The organism is Streptomyces sp. SID14515 (assembly GCF_010548505.1).
In the GTDB taxonomy this organism is placed as follows: domain Bacteria; phylum Actinomycetota; class Actinomycetes; order Streptomycetales; family Streptomycetaceae; genus Streptomyces; species Streptomyces caviscabies.
Map to the genome: position 1 here is coordinate 138,308 of NZ_JAAGMH010000001.1, position 25,917 is coordinate 164,224.

General features: G+C 73.0%; 19 protein-coding genes and 1 pseudogene. 15 read left to right on the plus strand and 5 right to left on the minus strand.

Annotated features, from left to right (window positions below):
• Positions 1 to 438: 438 nt before the first annotated feature.
• Together G3I54_RS00585 and G3I54_RS00590 are read left to right on the plus strand one after the other, a co-directional pair.
• Positions 439 to 1,998, plus strand: coding sequence for an ABC transporter substrate-binding protein (locus tag G3I54_RS00585; RefSeq protein WP_239144161.1), 1,560 nt, complete (start codon positions 439 to 441; stop codon positions 1,996 to 1,998).
• A 192-nt stretch (positions 1,999 to 2,190) separates the two neighbouring features.
• Complete coding sequence (locus tag G3I54_RS00590; RefSeq protein WP_164609954.1) at positions 2,191 to 3,390, plus strand: S1 family peptidase; 1,200 nt, start codon at positions 2,191 to 2,193, stop codon at positions 3,388 to 3,390.
• A gap of 132 nt (positions 3,391 to 3,522) precedes the next feature.
• Here G3I54_RS00590 and G3I54_RS00595 read toward each other — a convergent pair whose 3' ends face one another.
• The 4 genes from G3I54_RS00595 to G3I54_RS00610 all read right to left on the minus strand — a co-directional run bounded on the left by G3I54_RS00595 (position 3,523) and on the right by G3I54_RS00610 (position 10,626).
• Positions 3,523 to 5,646: an ATP-binding protein gene (locus tag G3I54_RS00595; RefSeq protein WP_164609956.1), complete on the minus strand. Its 2,124-nt coding sequence runs from the start codon at positions 5,644 to 5,646 to the stop codon at positions 3,523 to 3,525.
• Positions 5,643 to 6,353: a DUF4255 domain-containing protein gene (locus tag G3I54_RS00600; protein WP_164609958.1), complete on the minus strand. Its 711-nt coding sequence runs from the start codon at positions 6,351 to 6,353 to the stop codon at positions 5,643 to 5,645. Before G3I54_RS00600 ends, G3I54_RS00595 begins: the two co-directional genes overlap by 4 nt.
• On the minus strand, positions 6,350 to 9,610 hold the full coding sequence (locus tag G3I54_RS00605) for a DUF11 domain-containing protein (protein WP_164609960.1): 3,261 nt from the start codon (positions 9,608 to 9,610) through the stop codon (positions 6,350 to 6,352). Before G3I54_RS00605 ends, G3I54_RS00600 begins: the two co-directional genes overlap by 4 nt.
• Positions 9,611 to 9,864: 254 nt before the next feature.
• Positions 9,865 to 10,626, minus strand: a complete 762-nt coding sequence (locus G3I54_RS00610; protein ID WP_239144162.1) for a LuxR C-terminal-related transcriptional regulator — start codon at positions 10,624 to 10,626, stop codon at positions 9,865 to 9,867.
• 250 nt (positions 10,627 to 10,876) lie between these two features.
• On the opposite strand from G3I54_RS00610, the gene G3I54_RS00615 reads away from it, so the two are divergent.
• The 13 genes from G3I54_RS00615 (at position 10,877) to G3I54_RS00670 (ending at position 25,384) form a co-directional block, all read left to right on the plus strand.
• On the plus strand, positions 10,877 to 12,172 hold the full coding sequence (locus G3I54_RS00615; protein WP_164609996.1) for a hydrolytic protein: 1,296 nt from the start codon (positions 10,877 to 10,879) through the stop codon (positions 12,170 to 12,172).
• A gap of 705 nt (positions 12,173 to 12,877) precedes the next feature.
• Positions 12,878 to 14,419: a phage tail sheath family protein gene (locus tag G3I54_RS00620; RefSeq protein ID WP_164609962.1), complete on the plus strand. Its 1,542-nt coding sequence runs from the start codon at positions 12,878 to 12,880 to the stop codon at positions 14,417 to 14,419.
• A gap of 66 nt (positions 14,420 to 14,485) precedes the next feature.
• Positions 14,486 to 14,926 carry a phage tail protein gene (locus G3I54_RS00625; protein WP_007457189.1) on the plus strand — a complete coding sequence of 147 codons (441 nt, stop codon included), beginning with the start codon at positions 14,486 to 14,488 and terminating at the stop codon, positions 14,924 to 14,926.
• Positions 14,923 to 15,423 carry a hypothetical protein gene (locus G3I54_RS00630; protein ID WP_164609964.1) on the plus strand — a complete coding sequence of 167 codons (501 nt, stop codon included), beginning with the start codon at positions 14,923 to 14,925 and terminating at the stop codon, positions 15,421 to 15,423. The genes G3I54_RS00625 and G3I54_RS00630 overlap by 4 nt, the downstream gene beginning before the upstream one ends.
• Positions 15,420 to 15,578, plus strand: a complete 159-nt coding sequence (locus tag G3I54_RS38815) for a DUF6760 family protein (protein ID WP_003966147.1) — start codon at positions 15,420 to 15,422, stop codon at positions 15,576 to 15,578. The genes G3I54_RS00630 and G3I54_RS38815 overlap by 4 nt, the downstream gene beginning before the upstream one ends.
• A gap of 1,828 nt (positions 15,579 to 17,406) precedes the next feature.
• Positions 17,407 to 18,945, plus strand: a complete 1,539-nt coding sequence (locus tag G3I54_RS39205; protein ID WP_239144163.1) for a hypothetical protein — start codon at positions 17,407 to 17,409, stop codon at positions 18,943 to 18,945.
• Positions 18,946 to 19,050: 105 nt separating this feature from the next.
• A complete protein-coding gene (locus G3I54_RS00640) occupies positions 19,051 to 19,476 on the plus strand; it encodes a phage tail protein (RefSeq protein WP_030079082.1) in 426 nt (141 codons plus the stop codon).
• A gap of 58 nt (positions 19,477 to 19,534) precedes the next feature.
• Positions 19,535 to 20,257, plus strand: coding sequence for a LysM peptidoglycan-binding domain-containing protein (locus tag G3I54_RS00645; RefSeq protein WP_164609968.1), 723 nt, complete (start codon positions 19,535 to 19,537; stop codon positions 20,255 to 20,257).
• Positions 20,254 to 22,038 (plus strand): VgrG-related protein, encoded by a 1,785-nt coding sequence (locus tag G3I54_RS00650; protein ID WP_164609970.1) that lies wholly within the window; start codon positions 20,254 to 20,256, stop codon positions 22,036 to 22,038. The genes G3I54_RS00645 and G3I54_RS00650 overlap by 4 nt, the downstream gene beginning before the upstream one ends.
• A gap of 58 nt (positions 22,039 to 22,096) precedes the next feature.
• The gene (locus tag G3I54_RS00655; protein ID WP_012378964.1) at positions 22,097 to 22,414 is read left to right on the plus strand and encodes a PAAR domain-containing protein; all 318 of its coding nucleotides are present in this window, start codon (positions 22,097 to 22,099) and stop codon (positions 22,412 to 22,414) included.
• Complete coding sequence (locus tag G3I54_RS00660) at positions 22,411 to 22,851, plus strand: GPW/gp25 family protein (protein ID WP_164609973.1); 441 nt, start codon at positions 22,411 to 22,413, stop codon at positions 22,849 to 22,851. The genes G3I54_RS00655 and G3I54_RS00660 overlap by 4 nt, the downstream gene beginning before the upstream one ends.
• A complete protein-coding gene (locus G3I54_RS00665) occupies positions 22,851 to 24,812 on the plus strand; it encodes a putative baseplate assembly protein (protein ID WP_164609975.1) in 1,962 nt (653 codons plus the stop codon). The genes G3I54_RS00660 and G3I54_RS00665 overlap by 1 nt, the downstream gene beginning before the upstream one ends.
• A complete protein-coding gene (locus tag G3I54_RS00670) occupies positions 24,809 to 25,384 on the plus strand; it encodes a phage tail protein I (protein WP_164609977.1) in 576 nt (191 codons plus the stop codon). Before G3I54_RS00665 ends, G3I54_RS00670 begins: the two co-directional genes overlap by 4 nt.
• Before the next feature lie 72 nt (positions 25,385 to 25,456).
• On the opposite strand, the pseudogene G3I54_RS00675 reads toward G3I54_RS00670, so the two are convergent.
• Positions 25,457 to 25,917: pseudogene (locus G3I54_RS00675) on the minus strand (hypothetical protein); the annotation flags it as partial.

The window sequence follows — 25,917 nt, forward strand, 5'->3', positions numbered from 1 at the left end:
CGGCGCGGGCTGCGACGGATGCGCGTCGCCGGGGCTGTTCGCCTCGCGTTTCCTCGCGTTCCCTCGCGTCGGATCCACCACTGGCAGGTTCTCCCAACGTACGAGGCGCGCCCGGTCCTCAATATCCGGAATGACCCGATCACCTATACGTATCTCTGCCGCGCCCCGTACGTATCCCGGCGCTCCCGGGCGGTCCCGGCCGCGCTCGCCGCGCATCCGGCCGACCGAAGCCCGGCGACGGCGGGCGGGCGGGGGGGCGGACGCCGGGCGGGCGGCATCTCCACCGCCTCCGGCCCGGCGGACCCGTAGCGGAGCGGGCCGGACGGTGCGCACAACGCCGTATCCGTGATTCACGCCTACGGATAAAAACGCCCACGCTCTGTCACTAGGTTCCATCCACCGACGCACAGCACCGCCATGCCCATCACCAAGGGAAGCATGAGCATCTCCATGAAATTCATCCGCCCCGGAATCGTGGCAGGATCCTTTGCTCTTCTGTTCGCCAGTGGCTGTCAGTTATCTCCGACCGAGAACGCGGACGGCAAGCCCATCACCATCGGGACATCCAGTGTTCTGGCCGGACTGGACCCCGCCGGGGTGTACGACGCCGGATCCTGGGCGGTTTTCACCAACATCTACCAGAACCTGCTCACCTTCGAGCCGGGGTCGCCCACCCCGAAGCCCGACGCGGCCGAGTCCTGCGCATTCACCTCCCCCGCACTCACCACGTATCGGTGCGAACTCCGTGACGGCCTCACGTTCTCCAACGGGAACCCCCTCACGGCGACGGCGGTGAAGCGGTCGTTCGAACGCATTCTGCGTATCCGCGATCCGCTGGGGCCGGGACCGCTGTTCGCGAACCTTCGCTCCGTGGACGCCAAGGGTTCCCTCGTGACGTTCCACCTGGCGACCGCGGATGCCACCTGGCCGTCGAAAATCGCCACGGGGGCCGGGTCCATCGTCGACCCGGCGGAATTCCCGTCGCACCGGCTGCGGGAGGAGAAGAGCGCCTCGGGGTCGGGACCCTATGTCATCGCGTCCTACACGGCCGGGAAGTCCATCACCCTGAAACCGAACGCCGATTACAACGGCGCCGTGACCAAGCGGGGGGTCGCGGTCCAGGTCCACTACTTCGAGACATCGCAGAACGTCGAGGAGGCCTGGAACGCCCGAACGGTCGACATCGCCTACGCCGGGCTTCCGGCCGCCACCCTCGCCGAGATCGACCCCAGCGACACGGACGTACGGCTCTCCGCCGGAGACAGCGCCGAGGCGCACTACCTCGTACTGAACCTGCGCTCCCCGCGAAAGCCCCTGGGGCATGCCGAGACCCGCAGAGCCCTCGCCGCACTCATCGACCGCGGACATCTGGCGAGCGAGGTGTTCGAGCACACGGTGACGCCGCTGTACTCACTCGTCCCGCAGGGCGTCGTCGGACACAGCACGGCGTTCTTCGACCGCTACCCGGAGGCGGACGCCGCGTATGCGGCGCGACGCCTGCGGTCCGCCGGCGTCACCACTCCGGTGCGCATCAAACTCGGCCACCAGACCGGTATCGCCGCAGTCGAGGCGGGCGTACTGAAGAAGCAGTGGGAAAAGGACGGTCTGTTCCGGGTCGAGCTGATCGAGGAGCGCGACTTCACCACGTATCAGAAGCGCTGTCTGAAGGGCGAGTTCGACGTCCACCTCTACCAGTGGATACCGGACTTCCCCGACGCGGACACCTTCGTCCAGCCGCTGGTGGGGACCGGCAACGTCCTGGGCAACGGCTATACGTCGGCCGAGGTCGACCACGCCATCCGGGACACCCAGCGGTTCACCGATCGCAGCAAAGCCACGCAGCGGTTCCGGGCGGTCCAGGACACGATCGCGAAGGACGCTCCGCTGATCCCCGTCTGGCACAAGCAGCGTCAAGTGGTCACGCGCTCCACCGTCCTGGGCGGGCACCGCCTCGCCGAGGACGCCGTCTGGCGGCTGTGGGAACTCCGCCGGCTCTGAAGCGCCGAGGCGGTGAGGCGGTGAGGCGTCCTTCGCGTTATCTGCGTATCCGTGAATGCGTCGCTCCGGATATCTCGGCGAACGCGGGGCCTCAATAGTTCGGCTCACGGCGAGTTCTGAACTCTCCGTCAGGCAGGGCCCGGCGATTCACCCCCCATACGGGTCTCTGGCTGTCATCCGGAAGGAATCAGCGTGCGCAACTCTCGTAAGTACTGCCTTGCCGCCGCGGGCGTCCTGCTCTCGGCCGCCACGGTTCTGGGAACCCAGACCATGGCGCAGGCGCGGGACGGGGCACCCGCCCCCCGCTACCAGCCCGAGATGGTCCGGGCGTTGGCCGCTTCGCTCGGTGTGAGCGAGCAGGCCGCGGCCGACCGGCTGGACCGGCAGGACGCCCAGCAGGCCAAGCTCACCGGCCTGCGGAAGAGCGGCATATCCGGCGACGGGGCGTTCTTCGACGCCTCGGGCCGGCTGACCGTCAACGCCGACGACCAGGCCGAGGCGGCCAGGATCGAGCAGGCCGGCCTCGCGGCGCGGGTGCCCGCCAGAGGTCAGGCCGCACTCGACAGAATCAAGGCCCAGCTGGACCGGCTCGCCGCCGGGAAGGCTCCCTCCGGCGTGGTCGCCTGGTCCGTGGACCTGCCGTCCGACCAGGTGACCGTCAAGGTCAACAACGACCGGGGCGCCGCCGCCAAGGCGTTCCTCGCCAAGGCCGCCGAGCACGGCTCCGCCGTCCGGATCGTGCGGGGCCAGGAGAAGCTGGAGGCCAAGGCCGCGATCTACCCCGGCAGCAAGATGACGTTCAACAACACCACCCAGTGGTGCTCCGTCGGCTACGGCGCCCGTGACAGCTCCGGCAAGCAGTATCTGGTGACCGCCGGCCACTGCGTCACCAACACCCTGCGCTACGACGGGGCGGCCTTCGCCCAGGGCTACAGGACCCGCTACGCGCTCGGCACCCGCAGCGTCGACATGGGCATCCTGACCATCAACTCCGGCCACTCGATCACCACCGGCGTCGGCACCTGGGGGAACGGCAGCCCGGTCGCCGTCCGGGGCGGCGCCCGCGCCTCGTCCGGCGCCGCGGTCTGCAAGTCCGGCGCCACCACCGGCTGGACCTGCGGCACGATCGGCTCGTACAACAACACCGTCACCTACATCGACCGCAACGGCGGCCCCGACACGGTCGTCAGCGGCCTGGCCACCTCCAGCGTCTGCGTGGAGGGCGGCGACAGCGGCGGCGCGTACATCTCCGGAAACCAGGCCCAGGGCATGACCTCCGGCGGCCCGACCGACCAGCGGTGCACCGGCGGGGTCAACTCGCGCGGCTCCTCCTACTTCCAGCCGCTCGACGACGCCCTCCGCTACTACGGGCTGACGCTCAACACCAACTAGCCACACCCGTAACGGAACCGGCCGGGGGCCGCTCGCGCGACCGGCGAGCGGCCCCCGGCTGCGCCCCGGTCCCGCACGAGGTGCTGTGACGCGGCGAGCGCCGGCAGCGCCCCGTACCCGTACCCGTACGAGCTACCGTCCGGCGCGCGCCCGCTCCTTCGCCAGCCACGGCCCGAACTCGCTCTCCAGCACCAGCCGCCCCAGCTTGCGGTACTCCTGGAGCACCGCCGTGACGAGCTGGTCCATGTCCAGCGGCGTCCCCGACTCGGCCGCGAGGTAGGCGGCGGTCACCGCGCAGGCCCGGATCGAGCCGCCGGCCAGCTCGAAGCGGTTCGCGCAGAACTCCAGGTCGAGCGCGGGGTCGCGCGGGATCGCCGGGCCCAGGCAGCGGTCCCACAGGGCCAGGCGCTGCTCGGCGTCGGGCATCGGGAACTCGGCGATCACATCGAGGCGGCGGGTGAACGCCTCGTCGAGGTTGGCCCGCAGGTTGGTGGTGAGCACGGCGATGCCGTCGAAGGACTCCATACGCTGCAGGAGGTAGGCCGACTCCACGTTGGCGTGCTTGTCGTGGGCGTCCTTGACCTGGGACCGCTTGCCGAAGATCGCGTCGGCCTCGTCGAACAGCAGGATGCCGTTGACGTCGGACGCCTCGACGAAGATCCGCTCCAGGTTCTTCTCGGTCTCTCCGATGTACTTGTCCACCACCGTGGACAGGTCCACGACGTAGAGCTCCATGCCCAGTTCGGCGGCGATCACCTCGGCGGACATGGTCTTGCCGGTGCCGGACTCCCCGGCGAACAGCGCGATGACGCCTCTGCCCCGGCCGCCGCCAGGCCGCATCCGCCACTGTCCGAGCACCGTTTCGCGGTGGCGGGCGCGCAGGGCGAGTTCGGAGAGCTGGGTGCGGGTCGCCGGGGGCAGCACCAGGTCGTCCCAGCCGACCGCGGGTTCGATGCGGCGGGCGAGCCGCTCCAGGCCCGCGCCGTTCTGGGCGCGGACCGCCGTGCGCAGGTCCTCCGGGGTCACCGGCCGGGGCCCGAGGACGGCCAGCCGGGACGCGACGGTGGCGGCCCTACGCAGTTGGCCGGAGTCGAGCCGGTAGGCGGCGGCCGCCTCGATCAGGGCGTCGTCGGCGGTCGCGTGCGCGGCGGACAGGCCGACGGCCCGGCCCGCTTCGGCGAGCGCGCGCCGCCACTGCCGGGCCGTGCCGTCGGGTCCGGGCGGCAGGACGGTGACGGGCACCGGGCTCTCCGCCGTCCACAGCGGGTCCCAGTTCTTCTTCCCGTACGCGATCAGGGGCGTGGAGTCGAGCGCCGCGCAGAGCGAGGCGAGCACCCGGGCCCCCTCGGGGCGTTCGGGGGCGAGCGTTTCGAGCGGACCGAGGACCACCCCGGCCCGGCCGAGGCGGGCCTCGGTCGCCAACGCCCGTACGAGCGGGGCCGGTTCGGCGGCGGTGGCGAGCGCCGCGATATCGACGACCAGTGGGCGCCGGCCGGCGGCGTGCAGCGCCTCGACCGCGAGGCCGCGCGGATCGCCGCCCCGGTCGAGCAGGTGCACCAGACCGCTGCCGGTGCCGAGGGCGGCCGCGATCAGGGGGACCTCGGGCCGCTCGTCCGGTTCCGGCGGGGGCGCGGCCTCCCGGACGAGCCCGCGCAGTCGGCCGTCGGTCTCGTCGTCGCCGAGGAGGTGCGCGGTGACCCGGTCCGGTACGCGCAACAGCCGGGAGAGCAGCGGCCGTTCGGGTTCCGTGATCTCCAGTAGGCCGCCCGCGACGAGCGGTGCGGCGGGCGAGAACCGGAAGCGGCCGGAGCCCGCCGCGGGCAGCCCGCAGAGTTCCAGGGCCAGGCCGATGGTGGTCCGGCGGCGGGTGAGGTCGTCGTTGAGGTAGCCGTACAGCCGCTCGAACCGGGGGTCGATGTCCGGGGCCAGGGCCACCAGCAGCAGTTCGACGTCCAGCGGCACGAGGCCGAACCGCTCGGCCAGCCGACCGAGCCGACCCTCGGCGGGCCTGTCCGCCGGGGCTCCGTCCTCGTACGGCGGTACGGGGGTGAACGCGTCGCGGGTCTCCAGGATCCGGGCCGCGGCCTCGGGGGTGAGGTACTGCCCCCGGTAGGGGTCGTCGGGGTCCGGGTCGACGGCCCGGCGGGCCGCGACGGCTTCCCGGACCCGCTGCTCGATCCTGCCGAGCCGCTCCCAGAGCTCTCCGACATCCGCCAAAGGGCCCTGCTCGTAAGTCTGTTGTGGTGCCAGGGTCATCGTGCGGCGTTCCCCCGCCTGCGTCGGCCGGGCGGCAGTCGTCGTTCCCGGGGCGCGGCGAAGCCCGCCGCGCCAGGATCGGACGCCCCGTCGTAGCGCAGTCGCCGACCGGGGTCGCCGTCGTCGCCGTCGTCGTTCAGGTGCGGTGCGGCCTTCATCACGAGTCCTTCGGTGACCGGCGGTCCCGCGGGGGTGCGTTCGCCGGCCAGCGGTGCGACGACCCGGAGGTCGATCGCGGCCTTCAGCTCGCCGCCGAGCGCGGACCAGACGTCCGAGGCGGACGGTCCGCCGGCGCCCGGCCCGGCCGCCTCCAGCTCCACGGTCAGGCCGAGTTCGGCGAGGCTGCCGGTGTGCAGCCGGGCGGGCAGCACATCGGAGCGGACGAGGGTGCGCAACACCTCGGAGAGCAGCCGGTGTTCGTCCTGCGGGCGGTTGGTCCAGGCGGTGACCAGATAGGTCAGCTCGAACCAGCGCGGCGGGGTCCGCCAGCCGGTGACCACGCCCTCCCCGTCGTGCACCTCGGCCGTGCCGGTGCGCCGCCTGCCCGCGTCCTCGCGGATGCCGTGCAGGAAGACGCTGACGGTCGGGGCGTTGCGGCGGGCGGACCAGTCCTTCGTCGGGGCGTCGAAGACCAGGTCGACGCCGCTGTCCTCCAGACCGGCCTCGGCCAGCAGCAGCCGCAGCCCCTCGTCGACTTCGTGGATCATCGGCGGATCACCTCGTCGGGCGGGGTGATGGTGCCGAGCACCACGAGGAAGTCCGTCTTCACGGGGCTGAACCCGGGGCCCTTCGCGGTGATGTCGCGCGGCCCGGTCTCGTCCTTGGCCAGGATGAGGAGCTGGGCGATGAACGTGCCGTCGCCCAGCGGCCGGGTCGGGACGGCCGCTGCGGTGATCCCGGGCTTCCAGCTCAGGGTGACGGGCGCGCCGGGCGGGAAGTCCTTGCCCCGTACGGAGGTGACGAAGCCGGGCTTGCCGACCTTGGGCACCGCGATGATGCGGGGCTGGAGGATGCGCAGCGGGATCCGGGAGACGTTGTCGCGGAGGTTCGCGTCGGTTCCCGTGGTGGTGAGCGACGCGGTGATCGTCGTACGGAGCGCCTTGTCGGGCGACAGGACGACGCTGACGACGGTGGACGCGCCCGGTGCGAGGTCGGGAAGCGTGCAGGTGCCGCCTGCGCAGCCCGCGGGGGACGGTCCGGCGGGGATGTTCGCGGGCAGTCCGAGCTTCAGCCGGAGTCCGGTGGCGAGCGCGTTCCTGCCGTTGCGCACGGTGTACGTCACCACGACCTTGCCGCCGACGTAACCGGGGCTGGGCTGGGCCCGCACGGTGACACCGGGTCCGGCCTCGGGCGCGGGCGGCGGGGGCGCGGGGGCCGGGGGCGGAGGCGGAGTGGTCGTCGGCGGCGGCGCGGGGGTCGTCGGGGTGGGGGTGGGCGTCGGGTCGGGGGTCGTGGGGGTCGGGGCGGGCGTGGTGGGCGTGGGGGTCGGGGTCGGCGGCGGCACGTCCTCGACCGGGACGATCGTTCCGGTGGCGTTGTCCGTGGGGTTGGGGTCGAGGACGGCCCCGGTGACGGACCAGTTGATCCGCTGGTCGCCGGTGGTCACACCGGTCAGCCGGGCGGTGATCGTCACATCGGCGCCGGGCGGGACGATGCCGAGGTCGCACTGGGGCGTGCCGGCGGCGCAGGTACCGGCGTCGGTGGTCAGCTCCTCCAGCCGTACGCCGGGCGGGGCGTCGACGGTGAGCGTGGTGCCGGGCGAGGGCGAGGGGCCCCGGTTGGTGACGGTGATCGTCACCTCGGTGGACGAGCCGACCTCCACCGCGGGGGCGGTGGGCGGTGCGGTCAGCGCCAGGTCGACCGACTGCTGGAAGGCGGGCTCCTTCTGCCGTCCGGCGTGCGTGTTGTCGACGGGGGCCAGGTCGCCGGAGGCGATGTCGAGTACGGAGAGCTGCTCCATGGAGTTCGGGGCGAGCTCCCGGCGCGAGGTGAACAGGAGCTTGGAGCCGTCGGGCGACCAGGCCACGTCACGGGGCTGGTGGGGGCCGGTCGCGGTGGTGTCGGGGATCGGCAGGTCGCAGCCGGCGGGGTTGTCCTTCTGGACGGAGGGCAGCACGACCCGGCAGCCGCCGCCGCTCAGCGGCTTGATGAGGACGCCGGCCTGCTCGTTGACCCGGCCGCCGCCGTCCTTGCGGTTGAACGCCACCTTCAGACCGTCCGGGGAGAACGCCGGGCTGTCGTCGATGACTTCGCAGTCGCCGGGGCAGATGGTGGCGCTCAGGTCCCGCTGCCGGTCGAGGCTCGCCACGGGCACGACCCAGATGTGCTTGTTGCCGCCGTTGCCGTTGATGACCTGGTTACGGGTGAAGGCGAGGTTGACGCCGTCGGAGGACCAGGTCGGCTGGGCGTCGCCGCCCGCCTGCTGGCCCTCGGGCGGCCGGACCTCGTCGAGGATCGCGCCTGTGGCGACGTCGGCGATGAGGATCCGGCCCGGTCCGGCCGCCTCCCCGGTGCCGCCGGGCGAGGTGCGGGTGAACGCGAGCTTGGTGCCGTCGGGCGAGAAGGTGGGGTCGGTGTCCCAGTCGTTCGGACCGCGCCCGGCGAGCGGCAGCACCGCCGCGTTCGTCCCGTCGGCGTCGGCCATCCAGATCCGCTCGATCCGCCCGGCGTCGGAGTCCTCGAAGCGGGTGACGACGATGCGCCGGCCGTCGGGCGTGTAGTTCTGCCGCTCGGTCCACGGGTCGTAGCCGTCGGCCGGGTTGAACAGCGGGTCCTCGGCGGGGTTGTCGTTCGTGCGGGCCGCCGGGTCCTCCTTGAGGATGGTGAGGTGCAGGTCGCGGGGGTCGGAGCCGTCCTGCCGGACGTCCTGGAGCGTCACGACGTGGGCCGCCGACAGCAGGCCGTCCGGCTTCGCGGTGATCCGGGGCACGATGACGGTCCCGGCGGGGGCGAACCAGGTGGGCGGTCCCACCTCGCGGTTCTCGTTGACCAGTTGGTCCGGCGGCGCGTCGCCCTCGAAGGCGGTCACCCGGTACACATGGTCGAAGTCGTCGCAGCCGCAGGTGTGGTAGGGGCTGAGGAAGACGATGTCGTTGCCGTCGGGCAGCCAGGACGCCGAGCGGGTGCCCCACTCGGCGTGCGGTCCGGCCAACAGCGGCCGGTCGGTCCCGAGGCCCTGGGTGGCGCGGAGTTCGGTGCCGTCGTCGACGTCCGGGTCGGGGTTCGTGGTGAGCGTGTACGCGACGAGGCCTCGGCGGGCCTCGTCGTCGACCGGGTTCCAGGACGGCTCGGTGGCGTCGCCGGCCGGGCCGTCGCTGATCCGGGTCTGCGGACCGCCGTCGACGGCCCGCTCGTATATCTGCCACCCCCGTGCGGCGTCGCCGTCGCAGGCGTACGCGATCCTCGTGCCGTCCGGCGACCAGGTCGGGGACTCCTCGTTGTCGGGGGTGTCGGTGAGCCGGCGCAGATTCGAGCCGTCGACCCCGACCGACCACAGGTCACGCTGGACCGTGCCGCCGGGCCCGGGCTCGGCCGCGTCGAAGACCACGGTCCGGCCGTCCGGGGAGAGTTCGGGGTGGGCGGTGTCCTGGTCGGTGGTGAGCCGGAGCACCGACCCGTCCGCGCCGCGCACGTACACCTGGGGCCTGGCGTTGTCGCGCAGGCTGGTGAAGACCAGGACGTCACCGCGGGCGGAGGGGTCCTGGTCGTAGTGGGCGGGCCCGTCGCCGAACAGCGGATCGGTGGTGTCCGCGTCGTTCGCCCGCCCCAGGCTGCGGTGCTCGGTGCCGGCGAAGGCGATACGCCCCGCCTGGAGCGGATCCGCGTCCACCGGGGCGGCGACGGCCTGGCCCGCCCCGTGCGGGGCGGCGGCCGACCCGACCAGCAACAGGGGCGCCAACAGCACCACCGCGCCGGTCAGTCGGCCCAGCCGGGAATGCTTTGCCGGGCCAGCAGTGCCGGTCACGGCCCACCTCACAGTCTGTCGATGACTCTCCACCGGCCAGCCTCGCCCGCGCGCGGGTGCGAAGAACAGGCCGCGAGTACCCGGAGCGGGGGAAGGGACCGCTGCCCTTTGCGGCGGCGGGCGGGCCGTTTCCGGGGCAGCGGGGGCGGTGTGGTGCCCGGGCGCTCGGCCCCCGGGCACCTCAGCACCTCTGTACCTCAGCACCTCTGTGCTTCAGCGCCTCAGCACCCCAGCACGCCCCCGGCATGCGCCCCTCAGATCAGCCCGTGCCGCATCGCATAGCCCACAGCGTGGGCGCGGTTGCGCAGTTCGAGGCGGGTCGCGACCTCGTGCAGCACGTTCTTGACGGTGCGTTCGGAGTACGAGGTCTTCTGCGCGATCTCCGCGGTGTCGCAGCCCTCCGAGACCAGCCGGATCATCTCCGCCTCCCGCGCGGTGAGCGTGGAGAGCGTGAGCCCGCGCGGGTCGAGGACCGTCCGCTGGAGGGAGCTGACGTGGTCGAGGAGCTTGCCGAGCAGATCGCCCGGGAGCACGCCCTCGCCGTTGGCCATCGCCCGCACCAGGTGGACGAGCCGGTCCTGGTCGGCCTCGCCGCGGCGGAGGACGGCGGCCACCCCGCACTCGATCATGGTCTGGAGGGCGCCCGACTCGAAGAAGCCCACGACCAGTCCGGTGCGGGTGGAGGTGTTGCGTTGGAGGCGGTGGAGGAGCTGGACGGTGGGCTCGTCCACCATGTCCACCACGACCAGGGAGACCTGTGCGCGGTCGGCCTCGTCCTCCGGCAGCAGTTCTATCTCGGGTCGCACACGCAGTTGGTGGATCATGCCGGTCTGCAGGATCAGGTCCTCCGCGTACACCGCCACGGAGACCCTGCCGCCGGGTGCTCCCCCGGAGGCGGCCGTGCGGCGGTCCGACGCGTCGGGCCTGCGGTAGTGCCCGCGCGTCGCCGTGCCGCCCGCCGTGCTGTTCATCGTGCTGCTCGCCGTGCTGTTCGTCGTGTCCGTGATCGTCGTCATCGTTCCGTGCCCGTCTTCCTCAGGTACTTCAGCCCGATATGCCTGCTGGTGCTGCCTGCTGGTCCTCGTATCGCCTCCGCCGGCCGGGGCAGGGCGCGCGGGCGCGCGGTGGGGGCGCGGGGACACCGTGCCGGTGGGCCCGCGGGGCACCACCCCTGCCCGCTTGTTGCCCTCGCGTCTCTGCTGCTGGGCGGTGCGGGCGGCCTACCGTCGCAGAGTGACCACATCTGCCGAACTCGAAAGCCGCACGGTGACGGTGTCGCCTGGCGGTACCGCGACGACCACCCTGACCGTGCGCAACGACGGCGACATCGTCGAGGCCTACACACTCGAAGTGGTCGGCGACTGTGCCGCCTGGAGCACGGTCGAGCCGGCGCGTGTGTCGCTGTACCCGGGCACCTCCGAGACGGTGACCCTCACCTTCGCCCCGCCGCGCTCCCACGAGGTCCGGGCGGGCGAAACCCCCCTGGCCGTACGGGTGCTGCCCGCGGAGCGGCCCGAGTCGGTGGTGGTTCCGGAGTCCACGGTGACCGTGGAGCCCTTCCACGAGCTCCGCACGGAGCTGGAACCGCGCCGCCGCCGGGGCTGGCTGGGCGCCCGTTTCCGTACCGCCGTGCAGAACAAGGGGAACACCCCGGTCGACGTGTCCCTCGCGGCCAAGCAGGCGGGCGAGGATCTGCGTCTGGCGTTCACGCCGGACAAGAAGCGGCTGGAGCCGGGCGAGTCGGCGGAGGTCCGGCTGAAGGTCCGGGCCCGGAAGCTGATCTGGTTCGGCGAGCCCGTCACCTGGCCGTTCGAGGTCACGGCGACCGAGGGCGCCGAGGGCGAGGCCGAGGAGGAGCTGCCCGGTGGATCCGAGCCGCTGCCCGGGGAGTTCGCCCAGATACCGGTGCTGCCCAAGTGGCTGCTGATCGTGCTGGCGGCGCTGCTGGCCCTGCTGCTCGCGTGGTTCGCCCTGGTGCGGCCCGCGGTGCAGAGCACGGCCAAGCAGGCCGGGACCAAGGCCGCGCAGGAGGAGACCGAACGCGGCAAGGAACAGGGGTCGACCCCGCCGGGCGGTGCGGACAACCCGTCCGGTGGCCAGGGGCAGGGGGCCGGTCCGGACGGAACGGGCCCCGGTACGGGCGGCTCCGGGCCGGGCGGTTCCGGCGGAGGCGGCGGCAACGGCGGTGGCGGGATCGGCGGCGGACAGCAGGCCTCCGAGACCATCGACGTGGAGACCCGGGCGGGGGCCACGGAGGAGCGGGCCTACAAGGTTCCGGCCGGGAAGGTGTTCGGCGTCACCGACATCGTGGTGGCGAACTTCCAGGGTGACGAAGGCGTCGTGACGATCTCCTTCGGAGAGCGCAAGATCACGACCATCGCGCTGGAAACCTTCCGCAACCAGGACTATCACTGGGTCACCCCCATTCAGGTTCCGGAGAACGCCACCGTCACCGCTTCCGTCACCTGTGCCAAGCCCGGCACTCCGGCCACCGGAACACAGGCTTCCGGATGCCATCAGGTTCTGAATGTCAGTGGCGTGCTGAGCGATCTCGCACGATAGAGACAGCGACGCCGAGCGATCTGCTTCGCCTGTCGACGAGACAACAGCAGAAAACCGGCCGAGAGGAAACCCGGCGTGCCGGGTGATGGCGGATTCATCCTCCTGGATACGCCAGAGGTCTATACCAGTTCGGTCGCCCGCGGCGGCGACGGCATCGGAAGAATATCCGCTCCCGGTGGCCGCGGGCACGAACGGGCCTGCTCAGGAACGGTTCTGACGGTTCAGGGGCGGGTGGCGGATGCCCGTTCGGAGCCTCTCCGGGCCCGCTTCCGCCCTCCGCGCCCGGCCGGATTCGCCCACCTTCTCGGCGCATTCTGGCTGAATCGCGTCACCACGGTGCGTTTCCCCGGCACCCCCGGACGTCTGCCGGCCTTCCGGCGTTTACCGAGAAAAAGAGATACCAAACACATCGGATCCCCGGCGCGCCGTCCGCCCTTTCGCCCAATCCCCCGGCAGGGACCGCCGCTTCGGGCTGTTCCGTAACGCGCTGTTCTCCTTCTCTTCATGTCGCCGGTGGAATGCGCGTCGGCGACCGCGATTAGGGAGACCGTTCCGGCCGGCCCGCCAAGGGCAGCGTTCCCCCGGGTACGAGGGCCCGGAAAGGCAGTCTCCTTGCCCCGCGTCCAGGACTCTGGGGCCTACTCTCCGCCCGGCCGGCCGGTAAAGACTGGACAGTGATCGAGTGACCGTCCAGAAGGAGCGAGCATGCCGTCGTACCTCACCCCCGGTGTTTACGTGGAGGAGGTGCAGTCCGGAGCACGGCCCATCGAAGGAGTCGGCACCGCGGTCGCAGCCTTCGTCGGCTTCGCCGAAACGGGCCCCTTCCACCAGCCGACGCTGGTGACCAACTGGGACCAGTACGTCCAGACGTTCGGCACCTTCACCGCCGACACCTATCTCACGCACGCCGTGTACGGCTTCTTCGCCAACGGCGGCGGCGCGGCCTACATCGTGCGCATCGGCGGCCCCGCGCAGGGCTCGGAGGGTACGGCGCAGGGCGCGGTCGCCCCGGCCCCCGCCGCCGTCGCGCTCGGCGGGTTCCTGGTCGAGGCCAAGCCCGGCACGGGCGACGGCCTCTCCGTGGAGATCGCCGACGCCGAGGGCGAGAACCCGCCGGAGGACCGCTTCCGGCTGCTGGTGCGCCAGGGCGGCAAGGCCGTGGAGACGTACGACGTATCCACCCGCAAGAACGTCAAGGGCTATCTGGTCACCCAGACCCGCGACTCCAAGTTCGTCCAGGTCACCGAGCAGCCCGGCACGGCCCAGAGCCGCCCCGAGAAGCAGACCGTGGCCCTCGCCCCCGCGGGCGCACCCGGCACCGGCTCCGGTGTGGCCCGGATCGACGCCTCCGAGTACGTGGGCGACGCCTCCGCCCGTACCGGGTTCGCCGGTCTCGAAGCGATCGACGAGATCACGATGGTCGCCGTCCCGGACCTGATGAGCGCCTTCCAGCGCGGCGACATCGACGCCGAGGGCGTCAAGACCGTGCAGCTGGCGGTCATCTCGCACTGCGAGCAGATGGGCGACCGGGTCGCCGTCCTCGACACCCCGCCGGGCATGAACGCCCAGCGCGTCCGCACCTGGCGCAACGAGGACGCCGGCTACGACTCGCGCTACGCGACCCTCTACTACCCGTGGGTCAAGGTCTTCGACCCGGCGAGCGGCCGCAACTCCCTGGTCCCGCCGAGCGGTCACGTGGCCGGCGTCTGGGCGCGCAGCGACGGCGAGCGCGGCGTGCACAAGGCCCCCGCCAACGAGGTCATCCGCGGCGCGGTGGACCTGGAGATCCGCCTCAGCAAGGGCGAGCAGGACCTCCTCAACCCGATCGGCGTGAACTGTGTCCGCGCCTTCCCCGGCCGCGGCATCCGCATCTGGGGCGCGCGCACCCTCTCCTCCGACCCGGCCTGGCGCTACCTGAACGTGCGCCGCCTCTTCAACTACCTGGAGGAGTCCATTCTTCTGGGCACCCAGTGGGTGGTGTTCGAGCCGAACGACGACCGTCTCTGGTCGAGCATCCGGCGCAACGTCACCGCCTTCCTCACCGAGGAGTGGCGCCGCGGCGCACTGTTCGGCCGTACGGCCGAGGAGGCGTTCTACGTCCGGTGCGACCGGAGCAACAACCCGCAGGAGTCGATCGACCTCGGTCAGGTCGTCTGCGAGATCGGGGTGGCCCCGGTGAAGCCCGCGGAGTTCGTGATCTTCCGTCTCTCGCAGTTCTCGGACAGCACCAGCCTCGTCGACGAGTGACCGTGGCCTCGCGGTCCTCCCACACCCCTTAACTTCCCTTTCAATCAGAACAGGTGACACACAGTCATGGCAGAGGGCGACGCTCTTTCCACCCACGTCTTCGGCGTTCAGCTCGGCGGCTATCTCGTGGAGTCCATCCAGGAGATCAGCGGCATGACCGTCGAGGAAGAAGTCGTCGAGGTCCGTCAGGTGACCGCCGAGGGCAAGCAGATCATCCGCAAGCAGCCGGGCGCCCGTCAGGCGGGCGAGGTGACGATCACCCGCGGGCTCGACAAGAGCAGCGAGTTCACCACCTGGATCAAGGAGACCCTCAACAACGGGGCCGTGGACACCGCACGGCAGAACCTCACGATCGAGATCAAGGACTCGACCGGTGAGACCGTCCGCCGCATCCAGCTGATGCAGGGCTGGGCCTCCAAGTGGGAGGGCCCCTCGCTCAAGGCCGGCGAGTCCAGCGCGGCGACCGAGACGGTGACCATCACCTTCGAGGAGATCGTGGTCGAATGAGGCGCCGGACCGTCACGCCGGGCGCGGGCCTCGAAGAAGTCCTCGACACCCTCGCCGCCGCGCCCGCCGCACGCGAGGAGACCGCGGCGCCCGCGCCCGCCCCCTCCCGTCCGCGGGAACGGGACACGCTGCAGACGGAGTTCGCCTTCGAGCTGCCGCGCGGGTACGTCGACGACGAGGGCCAGGTGCACCGGAGCGGCACCATGCGGCTGGCGACGGCCCGGGACGAACTGCGTCCGCAGATCGATCTGCGGGTGAAGGAGAACCCGGCGTATCTGTCCGTGGTGCTGCTCAGCCAGGTGATCACCCAGCTCGGCCCGATCACCGATGTGCACGCCGGGATCGTCGAGCGGATGTACGCGACCGACGTGGCGTTCCTCCAGGACTTCTACCGGCGGATCAACAGCGAGGGCCACACGCACGCCGCGGTGACCTGCCCGCTGTGCCACGGGTCGTTCGAGGTGGACCTCTCGGGTGGGCGCCTGGGGGAATCGTGACGTACGCGCTTCCCCGGCTGCGGGAGGAGATCGCGTACGTCGCCTACCACTTCCATTGGCAGCGTGAGGACATTCTCGACCTCACCCACGGCGAACGTCAGCAGTGGGTACGGGAGATAGCGCGGATCAACACCCGCGTCAACGAAGGCGGGTGATCGTGTGGGGCTCGGCGACTGGCTGCGCCGGACGGACCGGCAACGGCCCGGCGCACCCGCGCGGGAGAACGGCGGGGACGCGGCCCGGGACGCGGGCGGCACCGCCGTACCCGCCTCCGCCCCTGCCTCCGGCGCTGCTTCCGTTTCCCCTGACCCCGCCCCGGCCTCCGGCGAGGGCGACGGCGGTGGGGGTGGCTGGGACGGCGGCTGGCGGCGGGTGGCCCCGCCGTCGGTGACCGTCGCCCGGTCCTCGATCGGCGTGAGCGACGGGCTGCGGTTCCGGTCCCGGCTGGCCTCCTGGCAGAACCCGGCCCTCGGCGGCGAACTCGGCCACTCCGTCCTGCCGTCGGCCCCGGTCGGCCTCATCCACGGCGTCGCCCGTCCGGGCAGCGCCCGGACCGCGTCCCCGGGCGGACCGCTGCTCCTGCGTGCGGTCCGGCCCCAGGACGCCGACGAGCCCGCCGAGCCCACGCCGGACCTGCCGTCCGCCTCGGCGAACCGGGCTGCGGGCAAGGGCCGGAGCGCGGGCACGGGCACGGGCACGGGCAGCAGGACTAGCGGCGGTACGGGTACGGCGTCGGGTTCGGGGCCGGGGAAGCCGGGTCCTGGGTCGCCGTCGGTCCAGCGGTCGGCCGGGGCTGCCCCGTCCACCGCGAGCCGGTCGTCGTCGGGTTCACCGGACCCGTCGGGGTCGGCCGGCCGGTCGGGGGCCGCTGGTCGGTCGGAGGCTTCCGGTTCGTCGAAGTCCTCAGGACCTTCGGGGTCTTCGGGACGGCTGGGGTCTTCGGGGTCTTCGGGGTCTTCGGGACGGCTGGGGTCTTCGGGACAGTCGCGTTCTTCCGGCCCGTCCGGCTCCACGGCCTCGTCCGGCTCGTCCGTATCTCCATCTCCGGGTGCCGATTCCTCGGGCTCCGGTTCCGGTTCCGGGGCTTCCTCGCGGGCGGCTCTCGGGGGCGACCCGTACACCGTCACGGGTTCGCCGTCCTCGCGGCATGCCGCGACCGGCACCGGGCCGGACTCCGGGTATCGGGCCCGGCCCGCGGCCGTGCGTCCGCAGCGGATCGCCCCGCCGCTGATCGTCGCCCGGCGTCCGGCGATGCCGCTGCGGCAGATCGCCGGGCTCCCGCCCGCCGCACCCGTCGCGCCCTCCGGCCCTGCCGCCTCTCCGGCTGCTTCTTCCGCTCCGGCTTCGGCTGCGGCTGCCCCTGCCGCCGTCCAGCGGGCCGTGTCCGAGCGCCGGAGCGGTCCGGACCGTACGGCTCCGGAACCCCCGTCCCCTGACCGCGGATCCGGCCCGCCCGCCGCCGAGGTGGTGCGCCCGGCCCTGGGCAAGCCCCTGCGCGAGCTGCCCGCCGGAGCCAGGCCGGTCGGCGGCGACAGTCCGGCGGGCGTCGTTCCGTCCGCGCCCGCGACGGTTCGTCCTCCGGCGGAGATGCCGGTGCTCCAGCGCCAGACAGCGGACCCGCCGAGCCCTCCGGCCGCGCCGTCCCCGACGCCCCGGGTGCCCACGGCCCCCTCGACCTCATCGGCCGGTGCGACGCAGGCGAAGGCGTCGGCGCGGCAGCAGCCCGCGCCGGACTCCCGCCCCCGGACCTCGTCCTCGGACTCCCGGTCCCGGACATCTCAGCCGTCCCAGCCATCGCAACCGTCTCGGCCGTCCCAACCGTCACAGTCCGCCCGGATGCCCGGGCCGTCCACGCCGTCGGGGCCCGCCCCCTCCGTGCAGCGAGCACCGGCCCCGGACGGCGCGACGTCCGCCGGCCCCTCCCCTGTATCCCGGCCCGACGCTTCCGGCGGTTCACGGGCCCGGGCGCGGGGCGGGATCGGCATGCCGCTTACCTCGCTGCCGCCGACCGCCCGGATCGGTGGCGACGCGCCGCTGCTCGGCGACCGGACGTCCCCGGGCACACGGCCCGATCCGGTCCGTGCCCCGGGCCACGGGTCCGCGACGGCTCCGGGTGCCGGGCCCGTCGTTCCGGCCCACGCCCCTGGACCGGCGGACGCGCCCGCCGCGATGCCGGTGCGATCGGCTTCCGCCGCGCCCAGCGCACCCGCCGCGGCCGCCTCGTCCTCGCCCGGCACCGCCGCCGTCCAGCGCGCGGCGGCCCCGGGCCACGCCCGTACCTCCTCCGACGCTCCCCCGCCGCCGGTACGCATCCGGCCCATCGCTCGGGACCGGGCGACGGCTCAGGGCTCCGGCGGTACGGCACCGTCGCTGTCCCTCTCGCCCACGGTCCAGCGGTCACGGGCCCTGCTCACCGAGCGCGGCCTGACGGTGAACACCGGTTCCGCCGAAGGGTTTTCGGCACCGCCGACGACGAGCGCGGCGGGCGGCGGCACCGCCCGCCCGGTCGTCGCGGCCACCTGGCGGCGCGACGTACCGCAGCCCGGCCCTGCCGACGGGCGGTCCGGAAACCTGCCGAGCGCCCGGCGGTCGACGCCCTCCGGTGCGGTGCCGGGTGCCCCGGTCCAGCGTTCCGCGACCGCGACCGCGAACCCTGCTCACCGGCGCGGCGTCCCGGGCAACCCCGGCCGCGCCCCGCAGGCCACCGCCGACACCAACGCATCCGGCCCCGCCCCGGCCGGTGGCGTGCTCCAGCGACTCGTACGGCGGTCCGGGCGGGCCACGAAACCCACGCCCCCGCCATCAGCAGCTCCGCAGCCGGGCCCCGCACAGCGCATCACCTCTCCTGCTGCACCTGCCGCACCTTCCGCCCCCGTCGTACAACGCACCGCCACCGCTCCGTCCGCACCCGCCGCGCCACTCCCGTACGCCCAGCCCTCCCGGCCGGGGATGCCATCAGCACCGTCGACGCTTTCGGCGACATCGGCACCGTCCGTAGCCTCGGCGTCCGCAACCGCCCCCGGCGCGCGCCGTGTTCCCGTCGTCCGGCCGCATCCGCCCGGGGCCGCGCAGCCGGGAGCCGACGCCGTACCCGTGCAGCGGCTGGCGATGCCGGTGGTGCCCGACGGCGCCGGTCCGCCGGCCGTCGGACCGGCCCCCGTGGACGGTGCCGCGCCCGCCGCGCCGCCGGGGCTCTCCGTACGGGTGCCGCCCCGCACGCCCGCGCAGGCCGCCGGAGCTGGGCACCCGGAGAGCAGGGCTCAGGCGGTCCAGCGGGCGGCGGCGAACGCCGGGATCACCGGGGTTCCCGTGCAGGCCGCACCGGCGAAGCCCGCAGGCCGGGCGACGGGGGCGGCCACCGGCTCGGGCGACGCTCCCGACACCGCCCCGGCGAACCGGCTGAGCGGAACGGAGATCGAGGAGCTGGCCCGTCGGCTCCTCGACCCGGTGAGCCGGCTCATCCGCGCCGATCTGCGGCGGGGCCGGGAACGCAGCGGGCGGCTGCACGACGGCCGCCGCTGACGGCACGAGCCGCCCGGCGCCGAAACCCGCACCTGCCCCGAGCCCGCCCCGCACCGCCCCCGCACGACCCGTACGACCGACAGCAGAGAAGAAGACGAGAGACGCATGACGGACAACATCTTCGCGACGAGCGTGTTCTTCAAGCTCGCGATCGGCGGCAGCGACCTGGGCGCGTTCCACACCTGCTCGGGCCTGGGCGCCGAGGTGGAGATGGAGACGTACGCCGAGGGCGGCAACAACGGTTTCACCTGGCAGCTGCCGGGGCGGATCACCTGGACGAACATCACGCTGACCCGCCCGGTCACCGCCGACACGATGAAGATCGCGCGCTGGCTGAACGAGACGATCCAGCGGGTCGAGCCCAAGGACGGCGAGATCGTGGCGCTGCGCCCCGATCTCAGCCGGATCATCAGCTGGCAGGTCCACGGCATCGTGCCGGTGCGCTGGCAGGGGCCGTCCTTCGATCCGGCCAACTCCCAGGCGGCGATCGAGACCTTGGAGATCGCGCACGAGGGTCTGGAGCCGTCCTGACCGCCCCCGGCGGGACCGCGACCGAGGCGAAGACCAGGACGAAGGAAGGAGGAACGCAATGTCACCCGCTCTCCGCGCGAGCCGCGCTCGTGCCCAGCTGACCATCATGGAGCCGCCGTCGACCGTCGGCGCCAAGCCCGGCGGCGCGCTCGCCCGGCTCACGTTGCAGTTCAACCCCGCGCAGCTGTCGCTGAGCAAGAGCACCGAGTGGCGGCGCACTCCGTCCCGGATGGCCGGGCAGTCCGCGCTGCCCGAGTTCGTCGGCAGCGGGCCCCGGGCCCTGTCGCTGGAGGTCTTCCTCGACGCGACCGCCACCCACGACAACTCCGTGGAGAAGGCGGTGGAACAGCTGATGACCGCCTGTGTCCCCACCCCGAGCAGCCTGGCCCGCAAGACGCCCGCCAGCCCCTGGGTGCGGTTCGACTGGGGGACGTCGAAGACGACCTCGTTCGACGGGGTGCTCTCCAACCTCTCCGTCTCCTACACCCTGTTCGACGTGGACGGGAAGCCGCTGCGTGCCACCTGCTCGCTGTCGATCGAGGAGGCGAGCGTCGACCCGGCGGGCCAGAACCCCACCTCGGGTTCGAAGGAGGCGCGGCGCACCCACCGGGTCGTGGCCGGTGACAGCCTGCCGCTGCTGGCCTGGCGGGAGTACGGGGACGCCACCGCCTGGCGGACCATCGCGTACGCCAACGACATCGACGACCCGATGCAGTTGACGCCCGGCCGGGAACTCCTGGTGCCCGGGCGGGAAGACCATCTGGCGGAGGAGAGCCGATGAGCGCGAAGGACGCCCCCGGCCGCTCCTTCGCCGCCGACCCGATCGTCGAGGCGCCCGCCGAGCTGCCCGCCGTCTGGGCCACCCAGCTGGTGAGCTGTGTGGTCGACGAGAACGTGGGCCTGCCGGACACCGCCGTCCTGATGTACCGGGACCCCGACCACACCTTCCTCGCCAAGACCGGCATCGGCATGGGCACCCCGCTGAAGATCTCGGTGGTCACCGTGCAGGACCGGGTGCGCGAGCGGCTGTTCACCGGTGAGGTCACGGCGATCGAGCTGGACACCGACACCACCGGATCGTTCACCGTCGTGCGGGCGTTCTCCAAGGCGCACCGGCTCCAGCGCGGCCGGAAGGTCGTGGCGTACCGGAACATGAAGACGGCGGACATCGTCCGCAAGGTCGCCACCGGAGCCGGTCTGGCCTGCGGGCGGATCGAGGCCGCTTCGATCACGTACAAGCAGCTGACCCAGCCGAACGTGTCGGACTGGGAGTTCCTCCAGCACCTGGCGGCCGAGAGCGGGGCGACCGTACGGGTCGACGACAAGGGCCTGTTGCAGTTCACCAAACCGGACCCCGCCTCCTCCGCCCCCTCGCCCTCGACGTCCGCCTCGCGCAACCCGATGGTCCTGGAGTACGGGAACAACCTGCTGGCCCTGCGTGCGGTGCTGACCGGTGCGGACGGGGCGGACAGCGTCGAGGTGCGCGGCTGGAACGTCGACACCAAGACGCGGCTGGTGGCCCGGCAGCAGTCCATCCGCAGCGACACCGTCGTGCCGGGCATGAGCCCGTCCACGGCGGCGCAGATCTTCGGCTCCGGTGGCTCCCGTACGACGATCGCCGACACCCCGTACCGCACCCAGGCCGAGACCCGGGCCGTGGCCGGTGCGCTCGCCGCCTCGGTCAGCGCCGGATTCGGTGAGGTCGAGGCGGTCGCCTACGGGAACCCCCAGCTGCGGGCGGGTCTGCCGGTGGCCCTCGGCAATGTGGGACCCGCGTTCTCCGGCCGCTACACCGCAACCGCCGCGCACCACGTCCTCGAACCGGACACCGGCTACCGCACGACGGTGATCGTCAGCGCCTCGCCGGACCGTTCGCTGTCGGGGCTGACCGGCGGCGGGAACGCCCCCTCGCGCGGCCCGCGCATGCCCGGCCTGGCGATCGGGGTGGTCACCGACATCCGCGAGGAGGGCAAGGGCCAACGCGGCTGGGTGCGGCTGAAGTTCCCGTGGCTCGACGACACGTACGTCACCGACTGGGTCCGCACCGTGCAGTGGGGCGGCCAGGGCGGCGGCGGGGTGTTCAGCCCCGAGGTCAACGACGAGGTGCTGGTCGGGTTCGAGCAGGGGCTGCTGGACAGCCCGTATGTGCTCGGCGGTCTCTACAACGGGGTCGACAAGCCCTCGCCGCACGACGTCCCGCTGGTCGACCCGACGAGTGGGAAGGTCAACCGCCGTTCCCTGGTGTCCCGTTCGGGCAACCGGCTGGAGCTGCTCGACGCCCCGCGCGGGCCGTCGGGCGTACGCATCGCCACCGGCGACAAGCGGCTCGACGTCGTCCTCGACGAGAAGAAGGGCGAGATCACCCTGACCGTGAAAGCCCGTGGCGGCACGCGGGAGTTGAGCTCGGTGACGCTGTCCGCCTCGGGCATCACGCTCGACGCCGGGGCCACGGGCGATGTGAACATCAAGGGCCGCTCGGTGACCGTCAACGGCAAGACGGGGGTCACGGTCGACGGCGGACTGCTCGCCGTCCTCAAGGCCAAGCTCATCAGGATCAACTAACCGCCCACCGTCCTCTCGCACCCCTGAAGTCCCTTTCGCAGCAAGGAGAACCCCGGCCATGCCCCCCGCAGCCCGCACGGGCGACAGCACCGCCCACGGCGGTCTCATCGGCACCCCGCCCCCGGGTGCGGTGGCCGTGGCCACCGTGCTCATCGGCGGCCGGCCCGCGGCCGTCACCGGGAGCCTCCATGTGTGCGTCGTCCCGCCGCACGCCGCGCTCGGGCCCGGCAACGTGATCATGCCCAACCCGGCCGCCGCGCTCACCGGTCAGGTGCTCATCGGCGGGCTGCCCGCCGCCCGGATGCGGGACAACACCAGCTGCGGCGCGCCCATCATCAGCGGTGCGCTGAACGTCCTGATCGGGGGCCCGATGTGAGCGGCGGCGGATTCATCGGGCGCGGCTGGGGCTTCCCGCTGCGGGTCGGACCGACAGGCGGGATCGCGCTGGTCGAGCGGGACCGGGAGATCGAGGAGGCGATCGGCCTGATCCTCGGCACCGCGCCGGGCGAGCGGCCGATGCGCCCGGAGTTCGGCTGCGGTATCCACGAGTACGTCTTCGCGCCGGGCGACGGGGCGACGGCCGGGCGGATCGCGCAGGAGGTCCGCACCTCGCTGGAGCGGTGGGAGCCGCGCATCGAGGTGACGGACGTGGTGATCGCGTTCGACGCCATCGAGGAGGGCACGCTCTACATCGACGTGCACTACACCGTGCGGGCCACCAACGACCTGCGCAACCTCGTCTTTCCCTTCTACACGATCCCGTCGTCCGAGGGCTCGGCCTCGGAGACCTCTCAGGAAGCGGGGATGCGCTGATGGCCCTGCCTTCGCCCAATCTGGACGACCGGCGCTTCCAGCAGCTCGTCGACGAGGCCAAGCGGTACGTCCAGCAGCGCTCCCCCGAGTGGACCGACCACAATGTGTCGGACCCCGGGGTCACGCTGATCGAGACGTTCGCGTACCTGGTCGACCAGTTGCTCTACCGGCTGAACCGGGTGCCGGACAAGAACTACGCGGCCTTCCTCGACCTGCTCGGCGTGACGCTGTTCCCGCCGACCGTGGCGCGGGCCGAGATCGACTTCTGGCTGTCCGCGCCGCAGCCGGAGACCGTGCTGCTGCCCGCCGGTACGGAGGTGGCGACCGCCCGTGGGGAGGCCGAGGAGCCGGTGGTGTTCTCCACCGCCGACGACCTGCCGATCGTGCCGAGTTCGCTGGTCCGGCTGGTCACCGCGCCGGTGTCGGGCGAGCAGACGGACCGGACCGCGCCGCTCGGCGCGGGCAAGGACATCCCGTGCTTCCAGAACCGGCCGGAGCCCGGTGACGCCCTGCTGTTCGGGCTGCCGACGGCCGTGCCGCGCTGCATCGTCGCCGTCCGTCTGGACAGCCGGGTGGAGGGCGTGGGCGTCGACCCGCGTCAGCCGCCGCTGGTGTGGGAGGCGTGGGACGGGGCCCGCTGGGTGATGTGCGCGACGGGCACCGACAGCACGGGCGGGCTGAACCGGCCCGGCGAGGTCGTCGTGTTCGTCCCGGCCGGGCACACCGCGTCCGTCGTGGCGGGCACCCGGGCGGGGTGGCTGCGCTGCCGGGTCACCGCTCCGGAGCCGGGCCAGCCGTTCTACTCGGAATCGCCGACGATCCGGGAGGCCGAGGTGTTCACGGTCGGCGGCACGGCGGCGGCTGAGCACGCGGAGACCGTCGTCGACGTGCCGCTCGGGGTGTCGGAGGGCGTCGCCGGGCAGCGGTTCTCGGTGAGCCGGGCGCCGCTGCTGCTGGACGGTGAGCCGCCGATCGTGCAGGTGTCGGCGGACGAGGGCTGGCAGATCTGGACCCCGGTCGAGCACTTCGGCGCGTCCGGGCCCGGTGACCGGCACGTCCGGATCGACGCCGTCTCCGGGGAGTTCGCGTTCCCGCCGGAGGTGCGCGAGCCGGACGGCACGATGCGCGCGTACGGCGAGGTGCCGGAGAAGGGCGCCCAGCTCCGCGTCCCGCGCTACCGGACGGGCGGCGGGGCGGCGGGGAACGTCGCCCGGGGCGCGATCTCCGTGCTGCGCAGTTCGGTGCCGTACGTCGCGGGCGTGAACAACCGCGAGGCGGCGACCGGCGGGGTCGACGGGGAGACCGTGGAGAACGCGAAGGTGCGCGCGCCCAACATCCTGCGGGTGCAGGAACGGGCGGTGACGGCCGAGGACTACGAGGTCATCGCCCGGGAGGCCGCGCCGTCGCTGCGCCGGGTGCGGTGTGTGCCGGCCGTGGCGGGCGAGGCCGGTGCGGTACGGGTGCTGGTGGTGCCCGACGCGGTCGCCGACGAGGACGGCCATCTCCGCTTCGAGCAGCTGATCCCCTCGGACCAGGTGCTGGCCGCGGTCACGGAACGGCTCGACGAACGGCGTCTGGTCGGCACCCGGCTGATCGTGGAGCCGCCCGCCTACCAGGGCGTCACGGTCGTCGCCCGGCTGGTGGCCGCGCCGGGCGACGTGGACCGGGTGCGGGCACAGGCGCTGGAGGCGCTGTTCCGGCACATCGACCCGTTGCGCGGCGGGGCGGACGGCCGGGGGTGGCCGTTCGGCAGGCCCGTGCAGTACGGGGAGGTGTTCGCCGTGCTCCAGAGCGTGGAGGGGGCGGGTCTGGTGGAGGACGTCCGGCTGTTCCCGGCGGACCCGATCACCGGCCGGCGCGGGGCGGCGGTGGACCGGGTCGACGTCGCGCCGGGGGCCCTGGTCTTCTCGCACCAGCACCAGGTGGTGGTCACCGCGAGCGGGGCCGGTGAGGGCGTATGACACGGGCCGCGATACCCGGACTGCCGAGCCGGTACCCGATCGGCGAACTGCTGCCCGCCCTGTACGCGGACGACGACCTGGCCCAGCGGTTCACGGCGGGCCTGGACACGGTGCTGGCACCGGTCCTGTCCACCCTGGACAACCTGCCCGCCTACTTCGACCCGGCGCTGGCCCCGGCCGACTTCCTGCCCTGGCTGGCCTCGTGGGTGGGCGTCGAGACCGATCCGGCGTGGCCGGTCGAGCTGCGCCGGGCGGTCGTGGCGCGCGCCGTCGAGCTGCACCGGTGGCGCGGCACCCGGCGGGGTCTCGTCGAGCGGCTGCGGCTCTGCTGCGGTGTGCACGCGGACGTCCGGGACGGCGGCGGCGCCACCTGGTCGGCCGAGCCGGGCGGCGCCCTCCCGCCGCCGCCCACCGGTGAACTGCTCGTCCGGGTCTGGCCGGTGCGCGCGGGCGCCCCGGTGGACGCCCACCGCGTCCTGGAGGTCGCCACGGCCTCGTGCCCCGTCCACCTCACCTGCCGGGTGGAGGTCCTGCCGGGCCCGCCCGAAGAGCCCGAACAGACAGGAGGCTGACGTGATGCGTTCGTGCCCGGCGTGCGGTACGGCCAACGGCGAGACCGACGACTTCTGCGGCAACTGCGGCGGCTACCTGGGCTGGTCCTCCCAGCCGGTACGACGGACGCGGCCGACGGCTCCGGAGCCTGAGCCGCAGCCGGAACTGGAGCCGGACGCGGAGCCTTCCGTGGCGGAGCCGCCCTTGGCTGGGGCGCAGGCCTCGGTGGTGCAGCCGCCCTTGGCTGGGGCGCAGGCCTCGGTGGTGCAGCCGCCCTTGGCTGGGGCGCAGGCCCCGGTGGCGGAGCCGCCCTTGGCTGGGGCGCAGGCCCCGGTGGGGCAGCCGCCGCTGGCCGAGCCGCAGGCCCCGGTGGCGGAGCCGTCCTCGGCCGAGCCGCGGGCCTCGGTCGCGGTGCCGCCTTCGGCTGAGCCGCAGGCCTCGGTGGTGCAGCCGCCCCTGGCCGAGCCGCAGGCCCCGGTGGCGGAGCCGCCCTCGGCCGAGCCGCGGGCCTCGGTCGCGGTGCCGCCTTCGGCTGAGCCGCAGGCCTCGGTGG